Genomic DNA, 20162 nt, shown 5'->3' with positions numbered 1-20162 from the left:
TACGCAGTCACCCTGATAATTTGGATATTCGACGTACAGCCGGACGCCTCCGGCTATTGCTTAGGAAAAGTCATCTGAATATGTGGGATATGGTTGCGGTAGCGAGTTAAAAGCGCGTAGGCGGGGGTGGAGGGCGCGGCGTTTTGGTGCTGCTGGGGTGATGGGACTCAGTCGCACGATGCACGGCACCGGGCGCGAATGGCTTACCGCACGATGAAATTCACCCTCGGCGATGGCTAGCCGAATGAACTCGCGCCGGTGCGATCCACCAACCGAATGCTGTCACGTCCACCGCGCTTGGTTTCATAGAGCGCGGTGTCACCCTGTTCGATCAACTCCGTGAGGTTCGCGGGCGGTTGGTCGAACAGGTTGGCGCCGATGCTCAGGGTCACTGGGGTTGGGGTCGCAAAGGTTTGCGAAGCGAACTGAAAAAAATCCCCGCGCAGGCGGCTGCCGAGGTCGACGATCTGTTCGGTCGAGGCCGGGTGCAGCAGGATCACAAACTCATCACCGCCCAGGCGCGCGGCCAGTGCGCCACGGGGGATCACCGTGCGGATCATCTCGCTGAGGGCGATCAGCAGGCGGTCGCCGGCGATATGGCCATACAGGTCATTGACCGGTTTGAAGTTGTCGATGTCGATCAGCAGCAGTGCGCCAGGACGGGCCGGGGAGATCTGCGCCAACAGGCGCGGCGCGCGCAAATCCAGGGCGCGGCGGTTGTACAGGGCGGTGAGCGGGTCGCGGGCGGCGAGGCGGGCGATCTGTTGTTCGCGGCGGTAGCGTTCAGAGCCGGTCATCGACAGGGCGATCAGCATGATTGCCATCGCGCCCTCCACCAGGGAAATCTGGATGATCTCGCCCTTGAACGAGGCCAGGTCGATCAAGGTGCCCGGGATCAGCACCGACAACGCCTTGGCCACGTAGAACGAACCGTGGAACAGCAGCACATAACGCAGTTGCACCGCGCCGATGCTCAAGGATTTGCCATGGGGCCGCAGCATGAAGCTCGCCCGCAGGGTCGGCGCTGCCACCAGCAAGGATTGCACCGCCAGCATGGCTTTGGACCACGGCAGGTCGCTCGGCAACATCAGCATCCCCAGCCAGATGAGCGGCATCAGTAGCCAGCGTCGCGACAGCCGCACCTGGGTGAAGCGCGCGACGCCAAGCAGGAACAGGAAATGCGCGATGACCAGCAAGCCATTGGCGAACCAGATGCCGATCATCAGCAAGCCGTTGGTGCGCAGCAGGGCCAGGGTGGAGCCGACGGTGATGGTGGCGAAACCGGCGCTCCAGAACAGCAGCGAAGGTTCGCGCACGCTGCGCCATTCAATCGCCAGGTACAGGGCGGCAGCGGCGGCGAGGGCCACGGTGAGGGCCAGAATCGTAGGAGGGTCGAGCGTCATGTCTTGCCGGGTCTGCCTGGTGTGCGTTTAAACCGGAATTGTAAGCGCACACGCAGGTTTTCAGAACACACTTCGTACTGGCATACGGCCAGACGACGCGCGGCCGATCAGACGCCTTTGGTCGAGGGCAGCAAGATCGTCAGGATGCCCACCAGCGGCAGGAACGAACACAGCTTGTAGACATACTCGATGCCGTGGTTATCCGCGAGCAGACCGAGCAGCGCTGCGCCAATCCCACTGAAACCGAACATCAGGCCGAAGAAGATCCCGGCGATCATGCCTACGTTGCCCGGCACCAGTTCCTGGGCGAACACCACGATGGCCGAGAAGGCCGACGCGAGGATAAAGCCGATCACCACGCTGAGCACTGCGGTCCAGAACAGGTCGACGTAGGGCAGGGCGAGCGTGAACGGCGCGGCGCCGAGGATCGAGAACCAGATGACTTTCTTGCGGCCGATCTTGTCGCCAATCGGCCCGCCGGCAAACGTGCCGACGGCAACGGCCCCCAGAAACAGGAACAGGTACATCTGCGAACTGGCGACCGACAGCTGGAACTTCTCGATCAGGTAGAAGGTGAAGTAGCTGGTAAGGCTGGACATGTAGAAGTACTTGGAAAACACCAGCACAGCCAGCACCACCAGGGCAAAGGTCACACGGCCCTTGGACAAGCCATGGGTGGCTTTACCGCCCTGCTTGAGCTTGAACAGATTGAGGTGGTGGCGATACCAGCGGCTCAGGCCGTACAGCACCAGGATCGCGAACACTGCAAACAGACCGAACCAGGCGATGTGGCCCTGGCCGTAGGGAATGATGATCGCCGCCGCGAGCAATGGGCCGAGGGCGCTGCCGGTGTTGCCGCCGACCTGGAAGGTCGATTGCGCCAGGCCGTAGCGACCGCCGGAAGCCAGGCGGGCGACGCGCGAGGTCTCTGGATGGAAGGTCGAGGAGCCCACGCCGACCAGGCCGGCGGCGAGCAGGATCGCCGGGAACGTGCCGACAAACGCCAGCATCAGGATGCCGACCAAGGTGCACACCATGCCCGCCGGCAGCAGCCACGGCTTGGGGTGGCGGTCGGTGTGATAGCCGATCCACGGTTGCAGCAGCGAAGCGGTCAGTTGGAAGGTCAGGGTGATCAGGCCGACCTGGGCAAAGCTCAGGCCGTAGTTGGCCTTGAGCATCGGATAGATCGACGGCAGCACGGCCTGGATCAGGTCATTGATCAAATGCGCCAGGGCGCAGGCGCCAAGGATGCGCATGACCAAGGGGCTGGTTTGGGACGTAGTGGGGGCAGCAGTGGGTGACGCGGTCAGGGTCGACATGCAGGCATTCCATACAGGGGTGGCGAGTACTTGAGCCCGCCACTTATTTCAAAATGATTCGGCGTTCATGCTAGATTTGCAAAAAATGCCTGTCTCGCGAAATTCGGGCAGTAATCATCGCAAAAAGGGCGAAATGATCAAATCACTGGATAAATTTCTGCAGGAGATCGACGAAGGCGACTGGGCGGTGATCAGTTCGGCCACCGATTATCCCGAAAACTGGGTGATCCCTGACCACAGCCACGAGAAGCACCAACTGCTCTATGCCATCGAAGGCGTGATGGTGGTGCACTCGGCGCAAAATCAGTGGACGGTGCCGTCCAATCGCGGCTTCTGGATGCCCTGCGGGCATGTGCATTCACTGCGTTGCGTGGGCCCGTTGAAAATGCGCAGCGTGTTTGTGCGCCCCGACGCGTTCCCGAACCTGTCCACCGAGACCAAGGCGGTGAGTGTGTCGCCGTTGTTGAGCGAACTGATCAAGGCCTCGGTGAGCTTGAAGCCGCCGTATGCCGAGGATTCGCGGGACGCGCGGATCATGCACCTGATCCTTGACGAGCTTGCGCTGCTGCCGGCCTTGCCGCTCTCGCTGCCGCAACCGGCCGACCCGCGTATCCAGCAGATCTGCCAGGCATGGCAGGACGATCCGGGCGACGCCTCCACCGTGGCCGACTGGAGCGAGCGCCTGGACCTGGACCAGAAAACCATCCAGCGCCTGTTCCGCAAGGAAACCGCGATGACGTTCGGCCAATGGCGCCAGCAAGCGCGCTTGCTGCTGGCGCTGGAGCGCATTGCGGTGGGGGAGAAGATTATCGACGTGGCCCTGGAACTGGGCTATGAAAGCCCCAGCGCCTTTACCAGCATGTTCAAGAAACAGTTTGGCAAGACGCCGAGTCAGTTTTTCAGGTAGGGCTGGTCAGCGGGCCAGCAACTGATTGAAGGTGTCCCGGTCCAGCGGCCGACTGAGGAAGTAACCCTGGCCTTCGTCGCATGCCACGGCCTTGAGCAAGTCCAGGTGTTCAGCGGTTTCTATGCCTTCGGCGGTCACGGTCAGGGACAGGGCACGGCCCAGGCCGACAATGGCCTGGATGATGGCTTTGTCATCGTCGCTGTCTTCGAGCCGGCTCAAGAAGCTGCGGTCGATCTTGAGCCCATCGAATGGAAATGCGCGCAAGTAACTCAGGGAGGAATAGCCTGTGCCAAAGTCATCCATAGCGATGCGTATTCCCAGTGCTTTGAGGGTGTGCATGATCGCCAGGGCGCCTTCGGCGTCTTCAAGCATGACGCCCTCAGTAATTTCCAGTTCCAGCCGCGACGGGTCGATACCGGAAGTGCCCAGCGCTTGACTGACACGCGCCACCATGTTCCCGCGCTTGAACTCAGAGGGAGAAAGGTTGACCGACACGAACAGGGGGGCCGGCCACTGTGCGGCACAGGCGCACGCCGTCTCCATTACCCAGTCGCTGAGCGACAGGATCAACCCCGACTCTTCGGCAATCGGGATGAAGGTGTCCGGTGCAATCAGGCCGCGCACCGGGTGTTGCCAGCGCACCAGCGCTTCGGCCCCCACCATCTCGCCGTCAGCGAGACGGTAGCGGGGCTGGAAGTGCAGGCGTAATTCTCCATGCTTGATCGCGAACCGTAAGTCGCTTTCCAGGCGGCGCCGCTCAATGATCCGTGCATTCATATCCGCGGAATAGAAGCGCCAGGTGTTGCGGCCCGCGGATTTGGCTTCGTACAGCGCGATGTCGGCATAGCGCAGCAGTTCGGCCGCGTCGCTGGCATCGTTGGGTGCCAGGGCGATGCCGATGCTGGCGCTGATGAACACCTCCTGCTCATCGATCCCGATGGCGCCCTCGATGGACGCAATCAGGCGTTGGCAGAGTTTTTCGACGTCATTCTGAGTGCCTGTATCGGTGAGGATCAGCACAAATTCGTCGCCGCCCACTCGAGCTACCAGGTCGCCATGGCGCACGCAGTCGACGAGACGGTTGGACACGACATTGAGCACGCGGTCGCCAGCGGCATGGCCGAGCAGGTCGTTGACTGGCTTGAAGCGATCAAGGTCCAGGGTGAGCATGACCAGCGGCTGCGCCAGAGGCGACGCGGCCTGGAGCTTGCTGTTGAGGAAAGCTTGCAGACGTGTACGGTTGGGCAGCCCGGTGAGGGCGTCGTGCTGGGACAGGTACTCGATTCTGCGTCGCGCTTCGACTTCATCGGTGACATCGGTGGCCGTGCCGCGAAACCCGCCACAAGGCATTTCCCGGGCCGAGAGCCGGGTGCTACGCGCCTGGCCTTGGGCATCGACGTAGCGGCACTGCACGCTCAGGTCTGGGCGCCTGCCGGGTGTGGCGAGCCATTGCGCCAAGTGCCCGACGTCCGTGTCGAGCAGGTCGTTCATCGCTGCGCCCATCCAGGCCTGTCTGGCGAGACCGGTGACGCTTTCGAAACGTTCCGATAAGTAGGTGAAATGCCAGGTGGCGTCAATTTCCCAAACCCAGTCGGAACTGGCCTCTACCACGTCGCGAAAACGTGCTTCGCTGGTGGCCAGGGCCGCCTGGCTGCTTTGCAATGAAGCGTGGCTGGCATCAAGAGCCAGGGCGCTGGCAGTGGATCGACGCAGGATCATCCAGGTCATCGCGCACACCAGCAGTGCCGCCAGGCCCAGCAGGGGCAGGCCTACGCCCACCAACTTCAGACCGGGGCGCTCCGGCTCCCAGTACAGGCTGCCGGCGGCGCCGTTGTCGCCGAGGGGTAGAAGTGACTTGCCGATTTCTTCGGAGCTGGCGATGTGGAGGTTGGCGACGCCAAAGTCATTGCCGATAGCATCCAGTTTGGCGCTGTCCAGAATGTCGACGAAGATCAACACGGAGGGCCGCCTGCCGTCCGGCAATACCGTGGGGTCGGTGCCGGGGGTGATCGCGGCAGCCGCCACCAGGGCAGGGCTGCCGCGCACGTTGATAAAGCTCGTCACCGGGGTTTCGGAGGCGGCCCCGGCACGCGCCTGTTCAATAATGGGGTCAATGGATTGGCCAAGCCAACTGCTCAACTCCAGCGGCTGTAGTTTGCCCTCGACCACTGCATACACCGTGCGATTCACGTCGCTGACGACAAAAAGCCCTTGAAACCCGAAATCCTGGAACAGTGTCGGGCCGACATTTTCGCGCACGTAGGCCCAGTCGGTGTCCACTTGAACGTGCAGGTGTTTGTACGCGTCGCTCCAGAACGCATAGTCTTTGACGGTCAAACGCAAGGATTTGTCCAGGGACTGCATGGCCTTGCGAGCGTGAAAAGCGCTTTCAGCCTGTTCGGTGCGATCCATGTCGTAGGCGAGGTAGACCAACGAATAAACCACCGCTGCAAAGACACCCGCCAACAGGGCCATCAGCTTGAATAGTGATGTGCGAGTCAGTGATAGGCTGGTGCGATTGGACAGCGTGCGGACAATTGGTGCGTGGGAGTTCGGCATTATTTCCCGCAGGACACTTCTGCAAGTCAGTTCGATGACAGGCTATCGGCGCCCTTGGCGAAATAATGAGGGGGGAGGGGTAAACACGCTTCAGTCATCAGATGGATAAAAGCAGGCCTCTGCTCGGCCCAGCCTTGCCACGTCGGATAACGTGGCAAGGCTATTGGTGGCGCAGACTTGCTTCAATTTATGCGCGGATGCTGCTGCACCAAGTTTTTGCGTTTGGCTTCCAACTCGGCAATCTCGGCGTCGATGTCTTCGATCTTCTGCTCGATATTGTCGTGATGTTCCTGCAACAACTCCTTGGCCTCTTCCATGTCCGACGCCGCCGGTGCCGCGCCGCGCAGGGGTTTGTTGGCGGTTTCCTTCATGGTCAGGCCGGTGATCAGGCCGACCACCGCGAACACCATCAGGTAGTAGGCGGGCATGTACAGGTCGTTGGTGCTTTCCACCAGCCAGGCCACGGCCGTCGGGGTAAGACCGGCGATCAACACCGAGACATTGAAGGCGCTGGCCAGCGCGCTGTAGCGCAGGTGGGTGGGAAACATCGCGGGCAGCGTCGATGCCATCACACCGATGAAGAAGTTAAGCACCACCGCGAGGATCAGCAAGCCGGCGAAGATCAGGCCGATCTTGCCGCTGGTGATCAGCATGAACGCCGGGATCGACAGCACCAACAAGCCGATGCTGCCGGCAATGATGAAGGGCTTGCGGCCGATCTTGTCGCTGACAAAACCAATGAATGGCTGCACGAACAGCATGCCGACCATGATCGCGATGATGATCAGCACACCGCTGTTTTCTTTGTAGTGCAGGTTGTGGGACAGGTAGCTCGGCATGTACGTGAGCAGCATGTAGTAGGTCACGTTGGTTGCCGCGACGATACCGATGCAGGTCAGCAGGCTGCGCCAGTGCTTGGTTGCGACTTCCTTGAAGGAGACCTTGGGACCGTGGCTCAAGCCTTCGCGGTCGCCTTGTTCGAGCTTGTCCATGTGCTGCTGGAACGCCGGGGTTTCTTCCAGGGCGTGGCGCAGGTACAGGCCGATGATGCCCAGGGGCAGGGCAAGGAAGAACGGCAGGCGCCAGCCCCATGATTCGAAATCGGCCTCGCCCAATACGCTGGAAATCAACACCACGACGCCCGCACCCAGCACGAAACCGGCGATGGAGCCGAAGTCCAGCCAACTGCCGAGGAAGCCGCGCTTGCGGTCCGGCGCGTACTCGGCGACGAAGATCGAGGCGCCGGTGTACTCACCGCCCACGGAAAAGCCCTGGGCCATTTTGCACAGCAGCAACAGGATCGGTGCCCAGATGCCAATCGAGGCGTATCCGGGGATCAGACCGATGGCAAAGGTGCTCAGGGACATGATCACGATGGTCGCGGCGAGGACTTTTTGCCGCCCGTATTTATCGCCCAGTGCACCAAAGAACAGGCCACCCAGGGGGCGGATCAGAAACGGCACGGAGAAGGTGCCCAGTGCGGCAATCATCTGCACGCTGGGGGACGCGTCGGGGAAGAACACTTTGCCGAGTACATAGGCGACAAACCCGTAGACGCCAAAGTCGAACCACTCCATGGCATTGCCCAGTGCGGCGGCGGTGATCGCCTTGCGCATCTTGGTGTCGTCGACAATGGTGATGTCTTTCAACCCGATGGGGCTGACGCTTTTCTTGCGAGATTTCATGGGCACCACTCTAAATCTGAACAGGGGAGGTGCCATCGTGGCGATGGCACCGCTCTGAAAGGTCAGATACAGGCGGATACGAAATAATTCACCACTAATTGCGTTTTTTTGCTGAGGCCTGCGTTTTTGTCGTGATCGGGGGGATGTTGTCCTACGACTTGTTTTGGTTTGGCGTAGTGTTTCAGATTGACAGCCCCTAGATCGCCCGCTATAAAAGTCACAGTTGTACGACGACATATGACGTTACGTATGTCCTACCTAACAAAAATAAAAAAGTGATGCCATGAATTTGAACGAGCCCATCAACGCCCAGCGCGTTGGCCAAGCGGTAGGCAGCTATCGCTGGACCATCTGCGCGATGCTGTTCTTCGCCACCACCGTCAACTACCTCGACCGCCAGGTGCTCAGCCTCCTGGCGCCACAGCTGTCTACGCAATTTGGCTGGAGCAACACCGACTACGCGAACATTGCGGCGGTGTTCCAGTTTGTCTACGCCATCTCAATGCTGTTCGCCGGGCGTTTTGTCGACAAGATCGGCACCAAGGCCGCTTATATCGTCGCGATTGGCATCTGGTCTACCGGCGCGATCATGCATGCGTTTGCCGTGCCGATGGGCGAGGGCATCGCTGCGGTCAGTGGCGCGATTGGCCTGGCGGTGATCCCGGTGTCGATTGCCGGTTTCATGTTGTCCCGCGCGGTGCTGGCGGTTGGCGAGGCGGGTAACTTCCCGATTGCGATCAAGGCCACCGCCGAGTACTTCCCGAAGAAAGAGCGCTCATTTGCCACTGGCATTTTCAACTCCGGGGCCAACGTCGGCGCGATCCTGGCGCCGATCTGCGTGCCGCTGATCGCGGGGCTGTGGGGCTGGGAGGCGGCCTTTATCGTGATCGGTGCGTTGGGTTTTGTGTGGGTAGCGGTGTGGATCGCCTTCTACCAGCCGCCCGAGCAGCAAAAGCGCCTGTCGGCCGCAGAACTGGCGTATATCCGCAGCGACCAGACCGTGCAGCCCTTCAACCCGGCGCCAGCGGGTGCGGTAGAGAAAAAAGTCTCGTGGTTCAAACTGCTCACCTACCGCCAGACCTGGGCGTTTGCCTTTGGCAAGTTCATGACTGACGGCGTGTGGTGGTTCTTCCTGTTCTGGCTGCCGACTTATCTGTCGGCGCAATACGGCATGAAAGGCGCTGACATCGTGATGCCGCTGGCCGTGCTCTACAGCATGACCATGGTCGGCAGCATCGGCGGCGGCTGGTTCCCAAGCTACTTCATGGCACGCGGCGACGCGCCGTATGACGGGCGCATGAAAGCCATGCTGGTGATCGCGCTGTTCCCGTTGGTGGTGTTGCTGGCACAGCCGTTGGGCTATATCAGCTTCTGGGTGCCGGTATTGCTGATCGGCGTGGGTGCGTCAGCGCACCAGGCGTGGTCCTGCAACATCTTCACCACCGTGTCCGACATGTTCCCGCAGAAAACCGTGGCCTCGGTGGTCGGTATCGGCGGCATGGCCGGCGGCCTGGGCGGTGTGGTGATGACCAAGGTCGGCGGCTGGGTGTTCGACTACTACAAGTCGATCAACGATATTCACACCGGCTACATGATCATGTTCGCGATCTGTGCGCTGGCGTACCTGGTGGCTTGGAGTGTGATGAAGACGCTGGTACCACGCCACAAGGAAATCACCGACCTTTAAGTGACGACTTCCCGCGCTGGTGGCGGCGCGGGAAGGCTTTACAGCTCACGGGTCCAGGTTTCGCTGATCAACGATTTGCCGAAACTCTCGGTGGGTTCTTCCTCGACCAACTCGAAGCCGGCTTTCTGATAGAGCTTGCGGGCATCGGTGAGGATGTTCACGGTCCACAGCAGCATGCTTTTGTAGCCGGCCTGCCGGGCAAAACGCAGGCACTCATCCACCAGGCGCTGGCCAATCCCCATGCCGCGCGCACTGGCGTCCACATAGAGCATGCGCAGTTTGGCGGTGTTGTCGTCATGGCGCACCACGAACACCGAACCCACCACTTCGCCGTCTTTTTCCGCGATCCAGCAGCGCTCGCAGCTGCGGTCAAGGTTCCTCAAGTATTTGGCGACAATCTCCGCCACCAGCGCCTCGAACTCCCAATTCCAGCCGTACTCGCGGGCATACAGTGCCGATTGTTGTTGCACCACCAGCCCCATGTCGCCGGGTTGCGGGTCGCGCAGCAGGTAGCTCGGCGCGGTGCCTTGCAGCAGGGCCTGAATGCGTTTCATCGCGCCTGTCAGTTGCTGCTGTTGCCGTTCAGGCAGGGCCTGGAGCAGGGCGATCACTTCGTCCTGGGTCTGTTGTTCCAATGGCGTCAACACGCTGCGACCGAGGTCGCTGAGGTGCAGTTGCACCGCGCGGGCATCGGTGACAGAGCGGACTTTCTGGATCAGGCCTTTCTTTTCCAGCCCACTGATCAGCCGGCTCAGGTAACCCGCATCCAGGCTGAGCATCTGGCACAGGTCGGCGCTGGTCAGGTCGCCTCGGGACGACAACTCATACATCACGCGGATTTCGGTGAGTGAAAACTCGCTTTGCAGCAGATGCTCCTGCAGCACACCAATCTGGTGCGTGTAGAAGCGGTTGAAGCCACGGATGATGCCGGCGCGTTCGACCAGGGGGGAGATAGACATGATGGTGTCCAGATGGTTGCCTTTGGCAATTATATTGTTGCCTTGAGCAAATATGTCAAACCCTTTGCTCGCGCAAAATCTACTGAACCTCCTGCGTAGACCAGCGCCTAACCCCGTATCATCCCGCCCTCAATTTCCGCCAGGCATTCCCATGACCCATCCCCGCATCGGCTTCGCATGCCAATACAAGCACCCTGAACGGTTGCTCTCGGCCAGTGCCATGAAGCTGATCGAAGGCCCGTTCAACCCGCGTACCACCACCTTGCGCTGGATGGACGGTGTGACACCGCAGGAGGCCCGCGCCAAGCTGGTCGAAGTGGTCACCCATAACCTTGCCGCGCAATTGCGCCTGCTCACTTACGTCGCCGGGCTGCCGCCGACCTTGCGCATGCTGCGTCTGAGCAGCGACCTGTTGCCGTTCTACAGTCACCCCAAGGTGGCGGCGGTGTACAAGGACCCGGCCATCGAACACCAACTGGTCGAGGGGTTTGCCGCCATCGGCGAGCTGGCACGGGCGTCGGACATCCGCCTGTCTTTCCATCCCGGCCAATACTGCGTGCTGGGCTCGGAGAATCCCGGCGTGGTGGAAAACAGCCTGGCCGAATTTGAATACCACGCCGATATGATCCGCATGATGGGCTACGGTCGACAGTTCCAGGACCTCAAGTGCAACGTGCACATCGCCGGCCGCCTTGGGGTGGAAGGCACCCGCGCCGTCTGGACGCGCTTGTCGCAAGTGGCGCGCAACTGCATCACCTTCGAGAACGACGAGAAAACCTACGGGCTGGATCACTGCCTGCAAGTCGCCGACCTGGCGCCGGTGGTGCTGGATATTCATCACTGCTGGATCAACGAGAATGAGTACATCGATCCCCACTCGGAACGGGTGGCTCGCGTCATCGACAGCTGGCGCGGTGTGCGCCCGACCATGCACTACTCCCAGCCCCAGGAGAGCCTGCAGGAGCTGGGCTTCGACGCCGAACACAAGCTGGAGATGGATGCGCTGATGCAGGTGGTGTCCAAGCGCGACCTGTACGGCCACAGCGCGCAGATGTGGAACCGCTGGACCAACGACTACGCGCTGCAGTTTCTCGACCGTTTCGACATGATGCTCGAAGCCAAGGACAAGAACGTTGCGTCCCTGGCGTTCTACGAACATTGGCAGCGGCATACCACCTGAGTTGCGGGGTATCGCTGATGCCGGGCATGCTGGGCAAACCGACACAAGGAAACGTCCCCATGCCAACCCTGCATCTGCTCTGCGGCAAGATCGCCTCCGGCAAGTCCACCCTTGCCAACACCCTGGCCACTGCGCATGCCGCACTAGTGCTCAGCGAAGATCACTGGCTGGCGCAGCTGTACCCGGGTGAAATCCTGTCCATCGCGGATTACCTGCGCAGCGCCCAACGTATTCGCGGTGTGCTGGGGCCGCTGGTGGTCAACCTGCTGCAATCGGGCGTCAACGTGGTGCTGGATTTTCCGGCCAACACCCTGGCCAACCGCGAATGGCTGCGCGGCCTGGCGCAGACGGCCCAGGTGCCGCACTGCCTGCATTATCTCGAGCTGGATGACGCCACTTGCCGCGCCCGGCTGCATGCCCGAAATGCGCGGGGCGAGCATGACTTCGCGGCAACCGATGCCGAGTTCGACCTGATCACCCGTCACTTCAGTGTGCCGAGTGAGGAGGAGGGGTTGGTGATTGAGGTGCATCGCGCAAGAGGAGATCAGGAAGCACCCTTCTCTTAAAGTCGAATCTTCCGACATTAATCTGGGATAACAAAACTTTACTCTCTGGACTCTCACGCGTTCAGGAGTAAAGGGATGACTTCCAGCGTACTACCGACCCCATTTTTCGATCACAGCCGGCACGTGCTGTGGGTTCGCAATGTCGGTGCCATGCTTGATGTGCTGGCCTTCGAAGGCGAAGAGCAGCTCAGCCAGCCTTTCCAGTACCGCATCGAATTCACCAGCCCCGACCTCGACCTCGCCGCCGACTCCATCCTCGGCCATCAAGCCAGTTTCAGCCTGCACGCCCCACCACAAAAACTGCCGCTGCTGAGCCTGGCGCCCCCCAAGATCAAACCCCTGCGCACCCTGCACGGCGTCGTCACCGCCTTCGCCCGCCGGTCCGGCTCCAATGACCAGGCCACCTATGCAATCACCCTGCAACCGCGTCTGGCCCTGCTTGAACGTGGCCGACAGCTGCGTATCTACCAGCACCAATCCGTGCCCGAGATCGTCGAACACATCCTGCGCAGCCGCCACGCTTTCGAAGGCCAGGACTTCCTGTTCACCCTCAAGCGCGACTACCCCCGGCGCGAACAGGTCATGCAATACGGCGAAAGCGACCTGGCCTTTATCAGCCGGCTGCTCGCCGAAGTGGGCATCTGGTATCGCTTCACCAGCGACGAACGCCTGCGCCTAGAGGTCGTCGAGTTTTTCGATAGCCAGCGCGGTTACCAGTTCGACGTCGAACTGCCATACCGCCCGCAGTCCGGGCTCGGCAGCAGCGGGCAGGACGGCGTATGGGCGTTGCAATCGAACCACCAGGTCGTCGAGCAACAGGTCAGCGTACGCGCCTACCACCACCGCGACGCCAGCGCCCACCTGAACGGCGGGATCGAGCAGAGCCGCAGCGGGGCCTACGGCGATGCCTACCACTACGCCGAACCCTACAGCGTCCTCGGCAACCGCCTCGATCAAGACGAAGACCTGCCATGCGAAAGTGGCTACTTCTTCGCACGCCTGCGCCACGAGCAGTACCTGAACCAGCAGACCCGCCTGAGCGGCCTCAGCAGCAGCGCCACCCTGGCGCCGGGCCAGGTCCTCAGGATCAGCGGCGGCGCACCCCAGGCGTTCCAAGCCGGTGCAGTCATCACCCGCCTGACCACCCAGGCCGCGCGCGACCGCAGCTTCGAAGCCACCTTCGAGGCGATGCCCTATTCAGAAACCCTGTGCTTTCGCCCGGCCCCACACGCCAAACCGCAAATCGCCGGCACCGTCCCGGCCCGCGTCACCAGCCCCCAGGCCCACGACCCTTACGGCCACATCGACATGGAAGGCCGCTACCGCGTCAACTTCCTGTTCGACCGCGACACCTGGAAACCTGGCGAAGAAAGCCTGTGGCTGCGCCTGGCCCGGCCCTATGCAGGCGACACCCACGGCCTGCACCTGCCACTGATCCCCGGCACCGAAGTGGCCATCGCCTTCGAACAAGGCGACCCGGACCGCCCCTACATCGCCCACGCCCTGCACGACAGCCAGCACGTCGACCACGTGACCCTGCGCAACTACAAACGCAACGTGCTGCGCACTCCGGCCAATAACAAACTGCGCATGGACGACACGCGGGGGCAGGAGCACATCAAGCTGAGCACGGAACACAGCGGCAAGAGCCAGTTGAACCTGGGGCATCTGGTGGATGCGCACAGGCAACAGCGCGGTGAAGGGTTTGAGTTGCGCACGGATGGGTGGGGCGCGATCCGGGGTGGGAAGGGGGTGTTTATCAGTGCGGATGAGCAGGCCAGGGCGCAGGGGCAGCAGCTTGAAATGGGCGCGGCGATGGCCCGCTTGGAGCAAGCGAGTGAGCAGTTGGAGGCGCTCTCCACTGACGCTCTGGCGGCGAATGCCGATCCGGCGGACGTGCAGGCGCAGTTGAATTTACTCAAGCAAGACCTGGAACGACTCAAGTCGTCCGTGCTTCTACTCAGCGCTCCCCAGGGCGTTGCCCTGAGCAGCGGGGAGCACCTGCAACTGGCTGCGCAGGGCAACGTGATGATCAACGCCGGGGCTGAGGCGGATGTCAGTGTGGTCAAGCGCTTGTTTATCGGTGTGGGGCAGGGCGTCAGTCTGTTTGTGCGCAAGCTGGGGATCAAGTTGATCGCCAACGCCGGCCCTGTGCGTATTCAGGCACAGAACGACACGTTGGAACTGATGGCGCGCAATGGCTTGGAAATCATCAGTGCTGAAGATGAAATCCGCATCGTCGCGAAAAAGAAAATCAGCCTGAATGCAGGTGGTAGTTACATCACCCTTGATCCAACTTGCATCGAGTCCGGCACCCTAGGTAACCACAACATCAAATCGGCAAACTTTGATTACCTGGGCCCCGGCAGCCTGAAAGCCGCGCACCCGGAGTATCCGCGCAGTCTCTACAGGCAACCGCTGCGCTTCACGGTAGCGCAAACCCCCAACACCGTCGGCAAGGGCTGGGCAGGCATGCCATACACCCTCTACGCCGACAACGCTGCAATCGAGCAGGGTGTGTTCGACAAGAGCGGGCATGTGCGCATCGATCATCAAGTCGTGACCCAGCACTACCGAATCGAAATGGCCAATGGCGTGAGCTACGAGATACCGGTGCCCAGTGAATATCGCAACGCCGAGCAAGCGGTGCTGGCCAATGGCGGTCTGCACAACCATCACCTGCTGCCTTGCAGCGAGCTGAGCCAGCCCACCTCGCATACCGACCACCGCGCCAAATACGCTGCGGTGATCCGCACGTCCAACGACCAGGAAGGGAAAACCCCATGAATGACCTTTGCACCGTCGTGCCCGTCGCCCTGCGACACACCCAACAGGCAACCTGCACTGCGCCCTGGTACCTGCAGTGCACTGAGTATCACCCGGTCGAGGCCACCTACCAGCCGCTGATCAACGGTGAAGAAGCGTTCAAGGCCGTGCATTTGGCAATCGCCAACGCCACGAGAACCATCGACATCATTTGCTGGGGCTTCCAGCCGTCGATGTATTTCATTCGCGACGGCGAGAGCCCAAGTATCGGCGAATTGCTCATGGCAAAAGCAAGAGAAGGTGTTGAGGTCCGGATATTGGGTTGGGAGTCACCGTTCAATAGCGCTGGCGCGGCCGGCGAGGCCAATCTGCCTGGCAAAGGACCGTACCGGATCCAGGACCGGGCGCTGCAACCGGCCACGGATGATCAATATGCCTACGACCGGCAGTGGTTTTCCCGTTGTGCCTTTGCCGATCATCTGGCGCCTGCCATGCGCGTAGCGCGCAATGTGCCGGTGTTTGTCAGCCGTGGTTTCAGCCTGTTTGAACGCGCGGAAATCGCCCATCAAGCCAAATATAAAAGCCTCGACCCACAGCTCAGCGTCGGCACCCTGGGCGCGCTGGCAGTGGCTGTGACCCACCATCAAAAAACCGTACTGGTCGACTATGAACGGGCCGAGCATGCCGTCGGTTTTGTGATGGGGCACAACATGCTCGACGAGTACTGGGACACGGACGAGCATACGGCGCAGAACCGCGCCGAAGGCAGTAAACCTGCACCCAATCGCGGCCCGCGTGGTGATACACCGCGTCAGGATATTTCCAGCCAGGTCAGCGGGCCGATCCTTGAGCACTTGCACCACAACTTCGCGACCGCCTGGCTTAGGGAGACCGCTGAAGACCTGTTCGCCTTGCGCCAGGCCAAGCAGATCGGCCCCACTCTGCAATGCACCCCCGGCGCGACGCGCCAACTGGCCCAACTGGTGCGCACCCAGGCGCAAGACGGCAAGCGCGACATCGAAAAGCTTTACCTGAAAGCGGTCAACAACGCGACCCAGTTCATTTACATCGAGAACCAGTATTTCCGCTGGCCGCCCCTCGCCGAAGCGATCAACAAGGCCGCCGCCGTCCAGACCCGCGCGGGGCGCGATCCGGGGTTGCATGGCAGCCTGCACCTGTTCGTGATCACCAACGCCAGCGAAGATGGCGTAGGCCCTGGGGCCTTGAACACCTACCGCATGCTCGAAAGCCTTGGGCGCGGTGATGCCATCCCGCAGATCACCAAGCTGCAGCGCATCGAACAGGCCAAGGCCCACACGAGTGCACAGGCACCGACCTTGAGTGAACTGCTCGAACGCCGAGCATTGATCACCTTGACGCGCCTGACCGATGCGCTGAGCGGCGGCGCAATCAGCGAAAAAGCCGAGGACGCGCAGCGCGACGCCAAACTGCGCAATGAGCTACGCGAAGCCGCGCTCGAACAACAGATCAAGGCCATCGAGAATAGCACGCTGGCCCCGGAACCAAGGCCGGGGCTGAAGGTGCATGTGTGTTCGCTGGTGGCCAAGGACTCGCCGGCGGGCAAGCCGTGGATGCCGGTGTATATCCATTCGAAGCTGATGATCGTTGACGACGTGTTCACTACGCACGGCTCGGCGAATATCAATACACGGAGTATGCAGGTGGATAGTGAACTGAATATTGCGCATGAGTGGGGGAGTGTGACGCAGGGGTTGAGGCGGCGGTTGTGGGGGCTGCATACGGATGGGCGGGGGGATCAGGATGATGCGGAAGTCGCATTCATCGCGTGGCAGGACATTATCAATAGAAACAAAGCTCTCCAGTCTAAAAAAATAGCGCCATGGGCGCCTCTTGTTGAATTCCATTACGGTGCAACTGCCCTGAAGGATCTCGACTAATGCGCCGGATGCTTCTCGTATCGAGCCTACTGGCAGTCGCCTCAGGCAACTGTAGTGCCCACACTTACTTGAAACAGGACATTCCCATGACCCCTATCAGCGAGGCTAAGGACAAACTGGCTTTTACCTGCGTACACGAAAATATTCCTCAGTTACCAGCCGAAGCCGATGTTCTGTTCCAGTACGCCCGCTGGTTGCAAAAAAATAACTTGCTCAAACAAGATAAAAAAGTAGATCTAGAGATTGAGAGGCTGTATCGCATTGCTACGGAGAATGGTCATTACAAGGCCAATATCAACCTGCAAAACGGCAGCATGCGTGGGCATTTCAAGCTCCGGGGGGCTGAGCATTTGCGGCTGAGCCAGACATTGATCGATGGAGGTGTGGCGACGGGGTACTACTTTATTGGCGTCTTTCTAAAGAGCGGGTCTGTGGGCCTGAAACAGGACTCGGAAATGTCTATGCGCTACTTGCGCAAGGCTGCTGACGAGGGCAGTGCATTGGCCCAAACCTATGTAGGGGACAAGCTTGCGCCAATCGACATCGCACCAAATGTTGCTCGGCTAATGCGCCGGTGCGCTGCCGAGCAAGGTAGTGCTCAGGCGGCTGTCGCTTTGGGAGTAGATCTTCAAGTCGATGGTAGCTACCAGGAGGCGCTGCAAGTATTTCAACTGGGCGTAGCTGCGGGCGATGAAAGTTCGACTTCTTTTTTGAGCAATGGCTTTCGTGCCCATGTCAGTGATGAGTTGTACTACCTAGGGCAACAAGAAGACCTTGAACGCGCAGAGCGCTATCGAAAAATATGGAGAGTGCTTGCCAGATACTCCTACGCCAACCCCAAAGTCCCCGAAATCAACGAAATCCTCCCCTTGCCCCCAGCCAAACTGCCCGCCTGGGACGGCAAACTTCAATGGTTGGAAGCTCACCTGGCCAACGTTCCACCCCCCAAGCCCAGCGAAGCCCTGATCACCCAACTGGCCAAGGCCAAACTTCTAGACCCCGCCACCGGCCAGGGGCTGCCAGGTTCACCGGCATTCAGCCAATCCCATCTGTCCGCGCCCAACGGCTACAGCGGTCAAATTTGCCCATTGAGCGGCTATTGGGAGGTCGGTTTGCTCTGCTGGAATGAGTCGCTGAGAGATGGAAACGGCGCACGGTATTTCAAGCAAGGCGATGTATTTCCCACGGTATGGATCGAACGCTATCAGTCCCGCCTGTGGCCGTTCTCCGGCAAAGTCACGCAGCGTGAACAATCTGTCGAATGGTGCCTGCTTTCATGAAACGAAAGCAGGTACCACTTTCCCATTCGTTGCCCTATGACTTGAACCGTCCCACCAACCCATTCAACTCATCCGACAGGTTCGACAACCGTCCCGAGTCATCCTGCGCGGAGTTCGCCAGGCTTTCCACCAACCGTGCCTCGTCGTAGATCTGCTGGATATGCCGGTTGATCTCTTCCGCCACGCTGTGCTGTTCCTCAGCAGCCGCAGATATCTGCAGGTTTTGGTCGCGGATCTCGTTCACCGACAACTGGATGCCTTCAAAGCTGTCCCGCGCGCTTTCAATGGACGACACGCTGGCTCGTGACAGGTCGAGGCAACTGCCCATTTTCTGGGTGACTTCCTGGGTCTTGTTTTCCAGGGTGCCGAGCAGGTGTTCGATCTCGCCGGTGGAGTCCGAGGTGCGTTTGGCCAAGGCCCGGACTTCGTCGGCTACCACGGCAAAACCCCGGCCTTGATCGCCGGCGCGGGCGGCTTCGATGGCGGCGTTGAGCGCCAGCAGGTTGGTCTGCTCGGCAATCGCGCGGATGGTGCCGAGGATCTGGTTGATGCTGCGGCTGCCGGCTTCCAGTTCGACCATGGCTTGTGACGATTCCGTGAGGCGGCGGCCGAGGCGGTTGACGTTGTCGGTGGTCACTTCGATTTGCTGCTTGCCCTCGGCGACCCGGCGGTGGCCGTTCTCGGCCGACTCCGCCGCACCGCTGCACGAGCGCGCGACTTCGTTGGCGGTGGCGACCATCTCGTTGAAGGCGGTGGAGACCAGCTCCACCGCCTCACGCTGGCGCCCGGCGGCTTCGTTCATGTTGTTGGCCACTTCACTGTTGACCCGCGAGGCGTTCTGCAAATTGGCCGAGGCCGCGCCGATGTGTTGGATCAACTGGCGGATCGCCGCGAGAAACTTGTTGAACCAGCCGGCCAGTTCGGCGGTTTCGTCCTTGCCCTGCACGTGCAGTTCGTGGCGCAAGTCGCCTTCGCCCTGGGCGATGGATTGCAAGCCGGTACTGACCTGGCCGATGGGTTTGACGATGACCTTGGAGAACGCCGCCGCGACCAACCCGAAGATCAGCACCAGCACCGCGACGATCGCACTGGTGAGATAGGTCATGCGCGTGGCTTCGGCCATCACTTCGTTGTATTCGATCAGGCCGACATAACGCCAGCCGAGGCCGGGGGAGGTCCAGATATTGGCCATGTAGCGCACGCCATTGATTACCACATCGGTCGAGCCCTGGGCGGTGTTCGCCAGCTGTGCGTAGGGTTCGCCGAGGTCTTTGAGCGGCTTGAAGTTGTGCGCATTGTCACGCGGGTCAACCAGCACCACGCCATCTTCGATCAACATCACGTAGCCACTGGCGCCCAGTTTGATGCTCTTGACCAGCTCGGTGAGGTTTTTCAGCGAGACGCTGACCACGAACACGCCTTTGGGTTTGCCGGCATTGTCCAGCAAGGCGCGCGCAGTGCCCACCAGGGCCACGTCGTCCTTGTCGTAGTAATACGCGGGGGTGCGCACGGTCTTGCCGGGGCTCGCCATCGCGGCCTTGTACCATGGGCGCGCGCGCGGGTCGTATTTGGCCAGTTGCGGGTCATCCGGCCATTTGGCGTAGGTGCCATCTTCGAGGCCGATGGACAGAATCGCAGCGGCGGGGTGGGTCGCGCCATAACGCGCAAAGTGCTCGATGACCTCTTGTGCCTGCGCCGGCATCGGCTGGCTGGCGGCATTGGCGGGCTGATAATCCTTGAGCGTGTTCACGGAAGTGTATACAGGATCGTCGGACATTTGATCGACGTTCTGCGTCGTGCCATCGAAAAACTGGCGGATGTTGCCATCGATCTGGCGGATTTCACGGGTGCTGCCGTCGATAAACTGTTCGACTGCCTGGCTCCGCGTGTTCATGACGGAGATCACCGCGACCAGGCTGACCGGGATAAAAG

The 20162-nt window shown here is 60.7% G+C and carries 13 protein-coding genes and 1 pseudogene; 7 read left to right on the top strand and 7 right to left on the bottom strand.

The genetic code is table 11. From position 1 onward, the window contains the following. Positions 1-236 precede the first annotated feature (236 nt). Positions 237-1403 carry a GGDEF domain-containing protein gene (locus AC3ISR_RS15210; RefSeq protein WP_463984716.1) on the bottom strand — a complete coding sequence of 389 codons (1167 nt, stop codon included), beginning with the start codon at positions 1401-1403 and terminating at the stop codon, positions 237-239. Between the two features lie 107 nt (positions 1404-1510). Then, on the bottom strand, positions 1511-2722 hold the full coding sequence (locus tag AC3ISR_RS15205) for an MFS transporter (protein ID WP_192300488.1): 1212 nt from the start codon (positions 2720-2722) through the stop codon (positions 1511-1513). A gap of 85 nt (positions 2723-2807) precedes the next feature. Here AC3ISR_RS15205 and AC3ISR_RS15200 point away from each other — a divergent pair, with 85 nt between their 5' ends. Then, positions 2808-3629, top strand: coding sequence for an AraC family transcriptional regulator (locus AC3ISR_RS15200; protein WP_463984720.1), 822 nt, complete (start codon positions 2808-2810; stop codon positions 3627-3629). A 6-nt stretch (positions 3630-3635) separates the two neighbouring features. Here the strand turns inward: AC3ISR_RS15200 and AC3ISR_RS15195 are convergent, their stop codons facing one another. Together AC3ISR_RS15195 and proP are read right to left on the bottom strand one after the other, a co-directional pair. Next, a complete protein-coding gene (locus tag AC3ISR_RS15195) occupies positions 3636-6188 on the bottom strand; it encodes a bifunctional diguanylate cyclase/phosphodiesterase (protein ID WP_463984717.1) in 2553 nt (850 codons plus the stop codon). A gap of 182 nt (positions 6189-6370) precedes the next feature. Continuing rightward, positions 6371-7873: a glycine betaine/L-proline transporter ProP gene (proP, locus tag AC3ISR_RS15190; protein ID WP_192300486.1), complete on the bottom strand. Its 1503-nt coding sequence runs from the start codon at positions 7871-7873 to the stop codon at positions 6371-6373. 283 nt (positions 7874-8156) lie between these two features. Here proP and AC3ISR_RS15185 point away from each other — a divergent pair, with 283 nt between their 5' ends. Beyond that, positions 8157-9560 carry an MFS transporter gene (locus AC3ISR_RS15185; protein WP_192300485.1) on the top strand — a complete coding sequence of 468 codons (1404 nt, stop codon included), beginning with the start codon at positions 8157-8159 and terminating at the stop codon, positions 9558-9560. Between the two features lie 38 nt (positions 9561-9598). Here AC3ISR_RS15185 and AC3ISR_RS15180 read toward each other — a convergent pair whose 3' ends face one another. Continuing rightward, entirely contained in the window at positions 9599-10519 is a 921-nt protein-coding gene (locus tag AC3ISR_RS15180) for a bifunctional helix-turn-helix transcriptional regulator/GNAT family N-acetyltransferase (RefSeq protein ID WP_192300484.1), read from the bottom strand. 151 nt (positions 10520-10670) lie between these two features. On the opposite strand from AC3ISR_RS15180, the gene AC3ISR_RS15175 reads away from it, so the two are divergent. From AC3ISR_RS15175 to AC3ISR_RS15155, 5 genes are all read left to right on the top strand, one after another. Then, the gene (locus tag AC3ISR_RS15175) at positions 10671-11699 is read left to right on the top strand and encodes a UV damage endonuclease UvsE (RefSeq protein WP_463984718.1); all 1029 of its coding nucleotides are present in this window, start codon (positions 10671-10673) and stop codon (positions 11697-11699) included. 59 nt (positions 11700-11758) lie between these two features. Continuing rightward, positions 11759-12265 (top strand): P-loop nucleotide/nucleoside kinase family protein, encoded by a 507-nt coding sequence (locus tag AC3ISR_RS15170; protein ID WP_192300482.1) that lies wholly within the window; start codon positions 11759-11761, stop codon positions 12263-12265. Between the two features lie 75 nt (positions 12266-12340). Continuing rightward, positions 12341-15052, top strand: coding sequence for a type VI secretion system Vgr family protein (locus tag AC3ISR_RS15165; RefSeq protein ID WP_489324353.1), 2712 nt, complete (start codon positions 12341-12343; stop codon positions 15050-15052). After that, complete coding sequence (locus AC3ISR_RS15160; protein ID WP_489324352.1) at positions 15049-16950, top strand: phospholipase D-like domain-containing protein; 1902 nt, start codon at positions 15049-15051, stop codon at positions 16948-16950. Before AC3ISR_RS15165 ends, AC3ISR_RS15160 begins: the two co-directional genes overlap by 4 nt. Next, complete coding sequence (locus tag AC3ISR_RS15155; protein WP_489324351.1) at positions 16950-18230, top strand: SEL1-like repeat protein; 1281 nt, start codon at positions 16950-16952, stop codon at positions 18228-18230. The genes AC3ISR_RS15160 and AC3ISR_RS15155 overlap by 1 nt, the downstream gene beginning before the upstream one ends. A gap of 34 nt (positions 18231-18264) precedes the next feature. Here AC3ISR_RS15155 and AC3ISR_RS15150 read toward each other — a convergent pair whose 3' ends face one another. Together AC3ISR_RS15150 and AC3ISR_RS15145 are read right to left on the bottom strand one after the other, a co-directional pair. Further along, positions 18265-19032, bottom strand: a complete 768-nt coding sequence (locus AC3ISR_RS15150) for a methyl-accepting chemotaxis protein (RefSeq protein ID WP_412547885.1) — start codon at positions 19030-19032, stop codon at positions 18265-18267. Positions 19033-19119: 87 nt separating this feature from the next. Continuing rightward, positions 19120-20124: pseudogene (locus AC3ISR_RS15145) on the bottom strand (cache domain-containing protein); the annotation flags it as partial. Positions 20125-20162 lie beyond the last annotated feature (38 nt).

Source organism: Pseudomonas sp. GL_117 (assembly GCF_057835125.1).
This window is presented reverse-complemented; position numbering and strand designations above follow the sequence as displayed.

What these genes read in the sequence shown, in the direction of transcription:
- AC3ISR_RS15205 (WP_192300488.1), bottom strand. Translation starts at nt 2,722, where the DNA reads ATGTCGACCCTGACCGCGTCACCCACTGCTGCCCCCACTACGTCCCAA.
- AC3ISR_RS15150 (WP_412547885.1), bottom strand. Translation starts at nt 19,032, where the DNA reads ATGAACGAAGCCGCCGGGCGCCAGCGTGAGGCGGTGGAGCTGGTCTCC.
- AC3ISR_RS15170 (WP_192300482.1), top strand. Translation starts at nt 11,759, where the DNA reads ATGCCAACCCTGCATCTGCTCTGCGGCAAGATCGCCTCCGGCAAGTCC.
- AC3ISR_RS15185 (WP_192300485.1), top strand. Translation starts at nt 8,157, where the DNA reads ATGAATTTGAACGAGCCCATCAACGCCCAGCGCGTTGGCCAAGCGGTA.
- AC3ISR_RS15175 (WP_463984718.1), top strand. Translation starts at nt 10,671, where the DNA reads ATGACCCATCCCCGCATCGGCTTCGCATGCCAATACAAGCACCCTGAA.
- AC3ISR_RS15180 (WP_192300484.1), bottom strand. Translation starts at nt 10,519, where the DNA reads ATGTCTATCTCCCCCCTGGTCGAACGCGCCGGCATCATCCGTGGCTTC.
- AC3ISR_RS15160 (WP_489324352.1), top strand. Translation starts at nt 15,049, where the DNA reads ATGAATGACCTTTGCACCGTCGTGCCCGTCGCCCTGCGACACACCCAA.
- AC3ISR_RS15155 (WP_489324351.1), top strand. Translation starts at nt 16,950, where the DNA reads ATGCGCCGGATGCTTCTCGTATCGAGCCTACTGGCAGTCGCCTCAGGC.
- proP (WP_192300486.1), bottom strand. Translation starts at nt 7,873, where the DNA reads ATGAAATCTCGCAAGAAAAGCGTCAGCCCCATCGGGTTGAAAGACATC.
- AC3ISR_RS15200 (WP_463984720.1), top strand. Translation starts at nt 2,808, where the DNA reads ATGCCTGTCTCGCGAAATTCGGGCAGTAATCATCGCAAAAAGGGCGAA.
- AC3ISR_RS15195 (WP_463984717.1), bottom strand. Translation starts at nt 6,188, where the DNA reads ATGCCGAACTCCCACGCACCAATTGTCCGCACGCTGTCCAATCGCACC.
- AC3ISR_RS15210 (WP_463984716.1), bottom strand. Translation starts at nt 1,403, where the DNA reads ATGACGCTCGACCCTCCTACGATTCTGGCCCTCACCGTGGCCCTCGCC.
- AC3ISR_RS15165 (WP_489324353.1), top strand. Translation starts at nt 12,341, where the DNA reads ATGACTTCCAGCGTACTACCGACCCCATTTTTCGATCACAGCCGGCAC.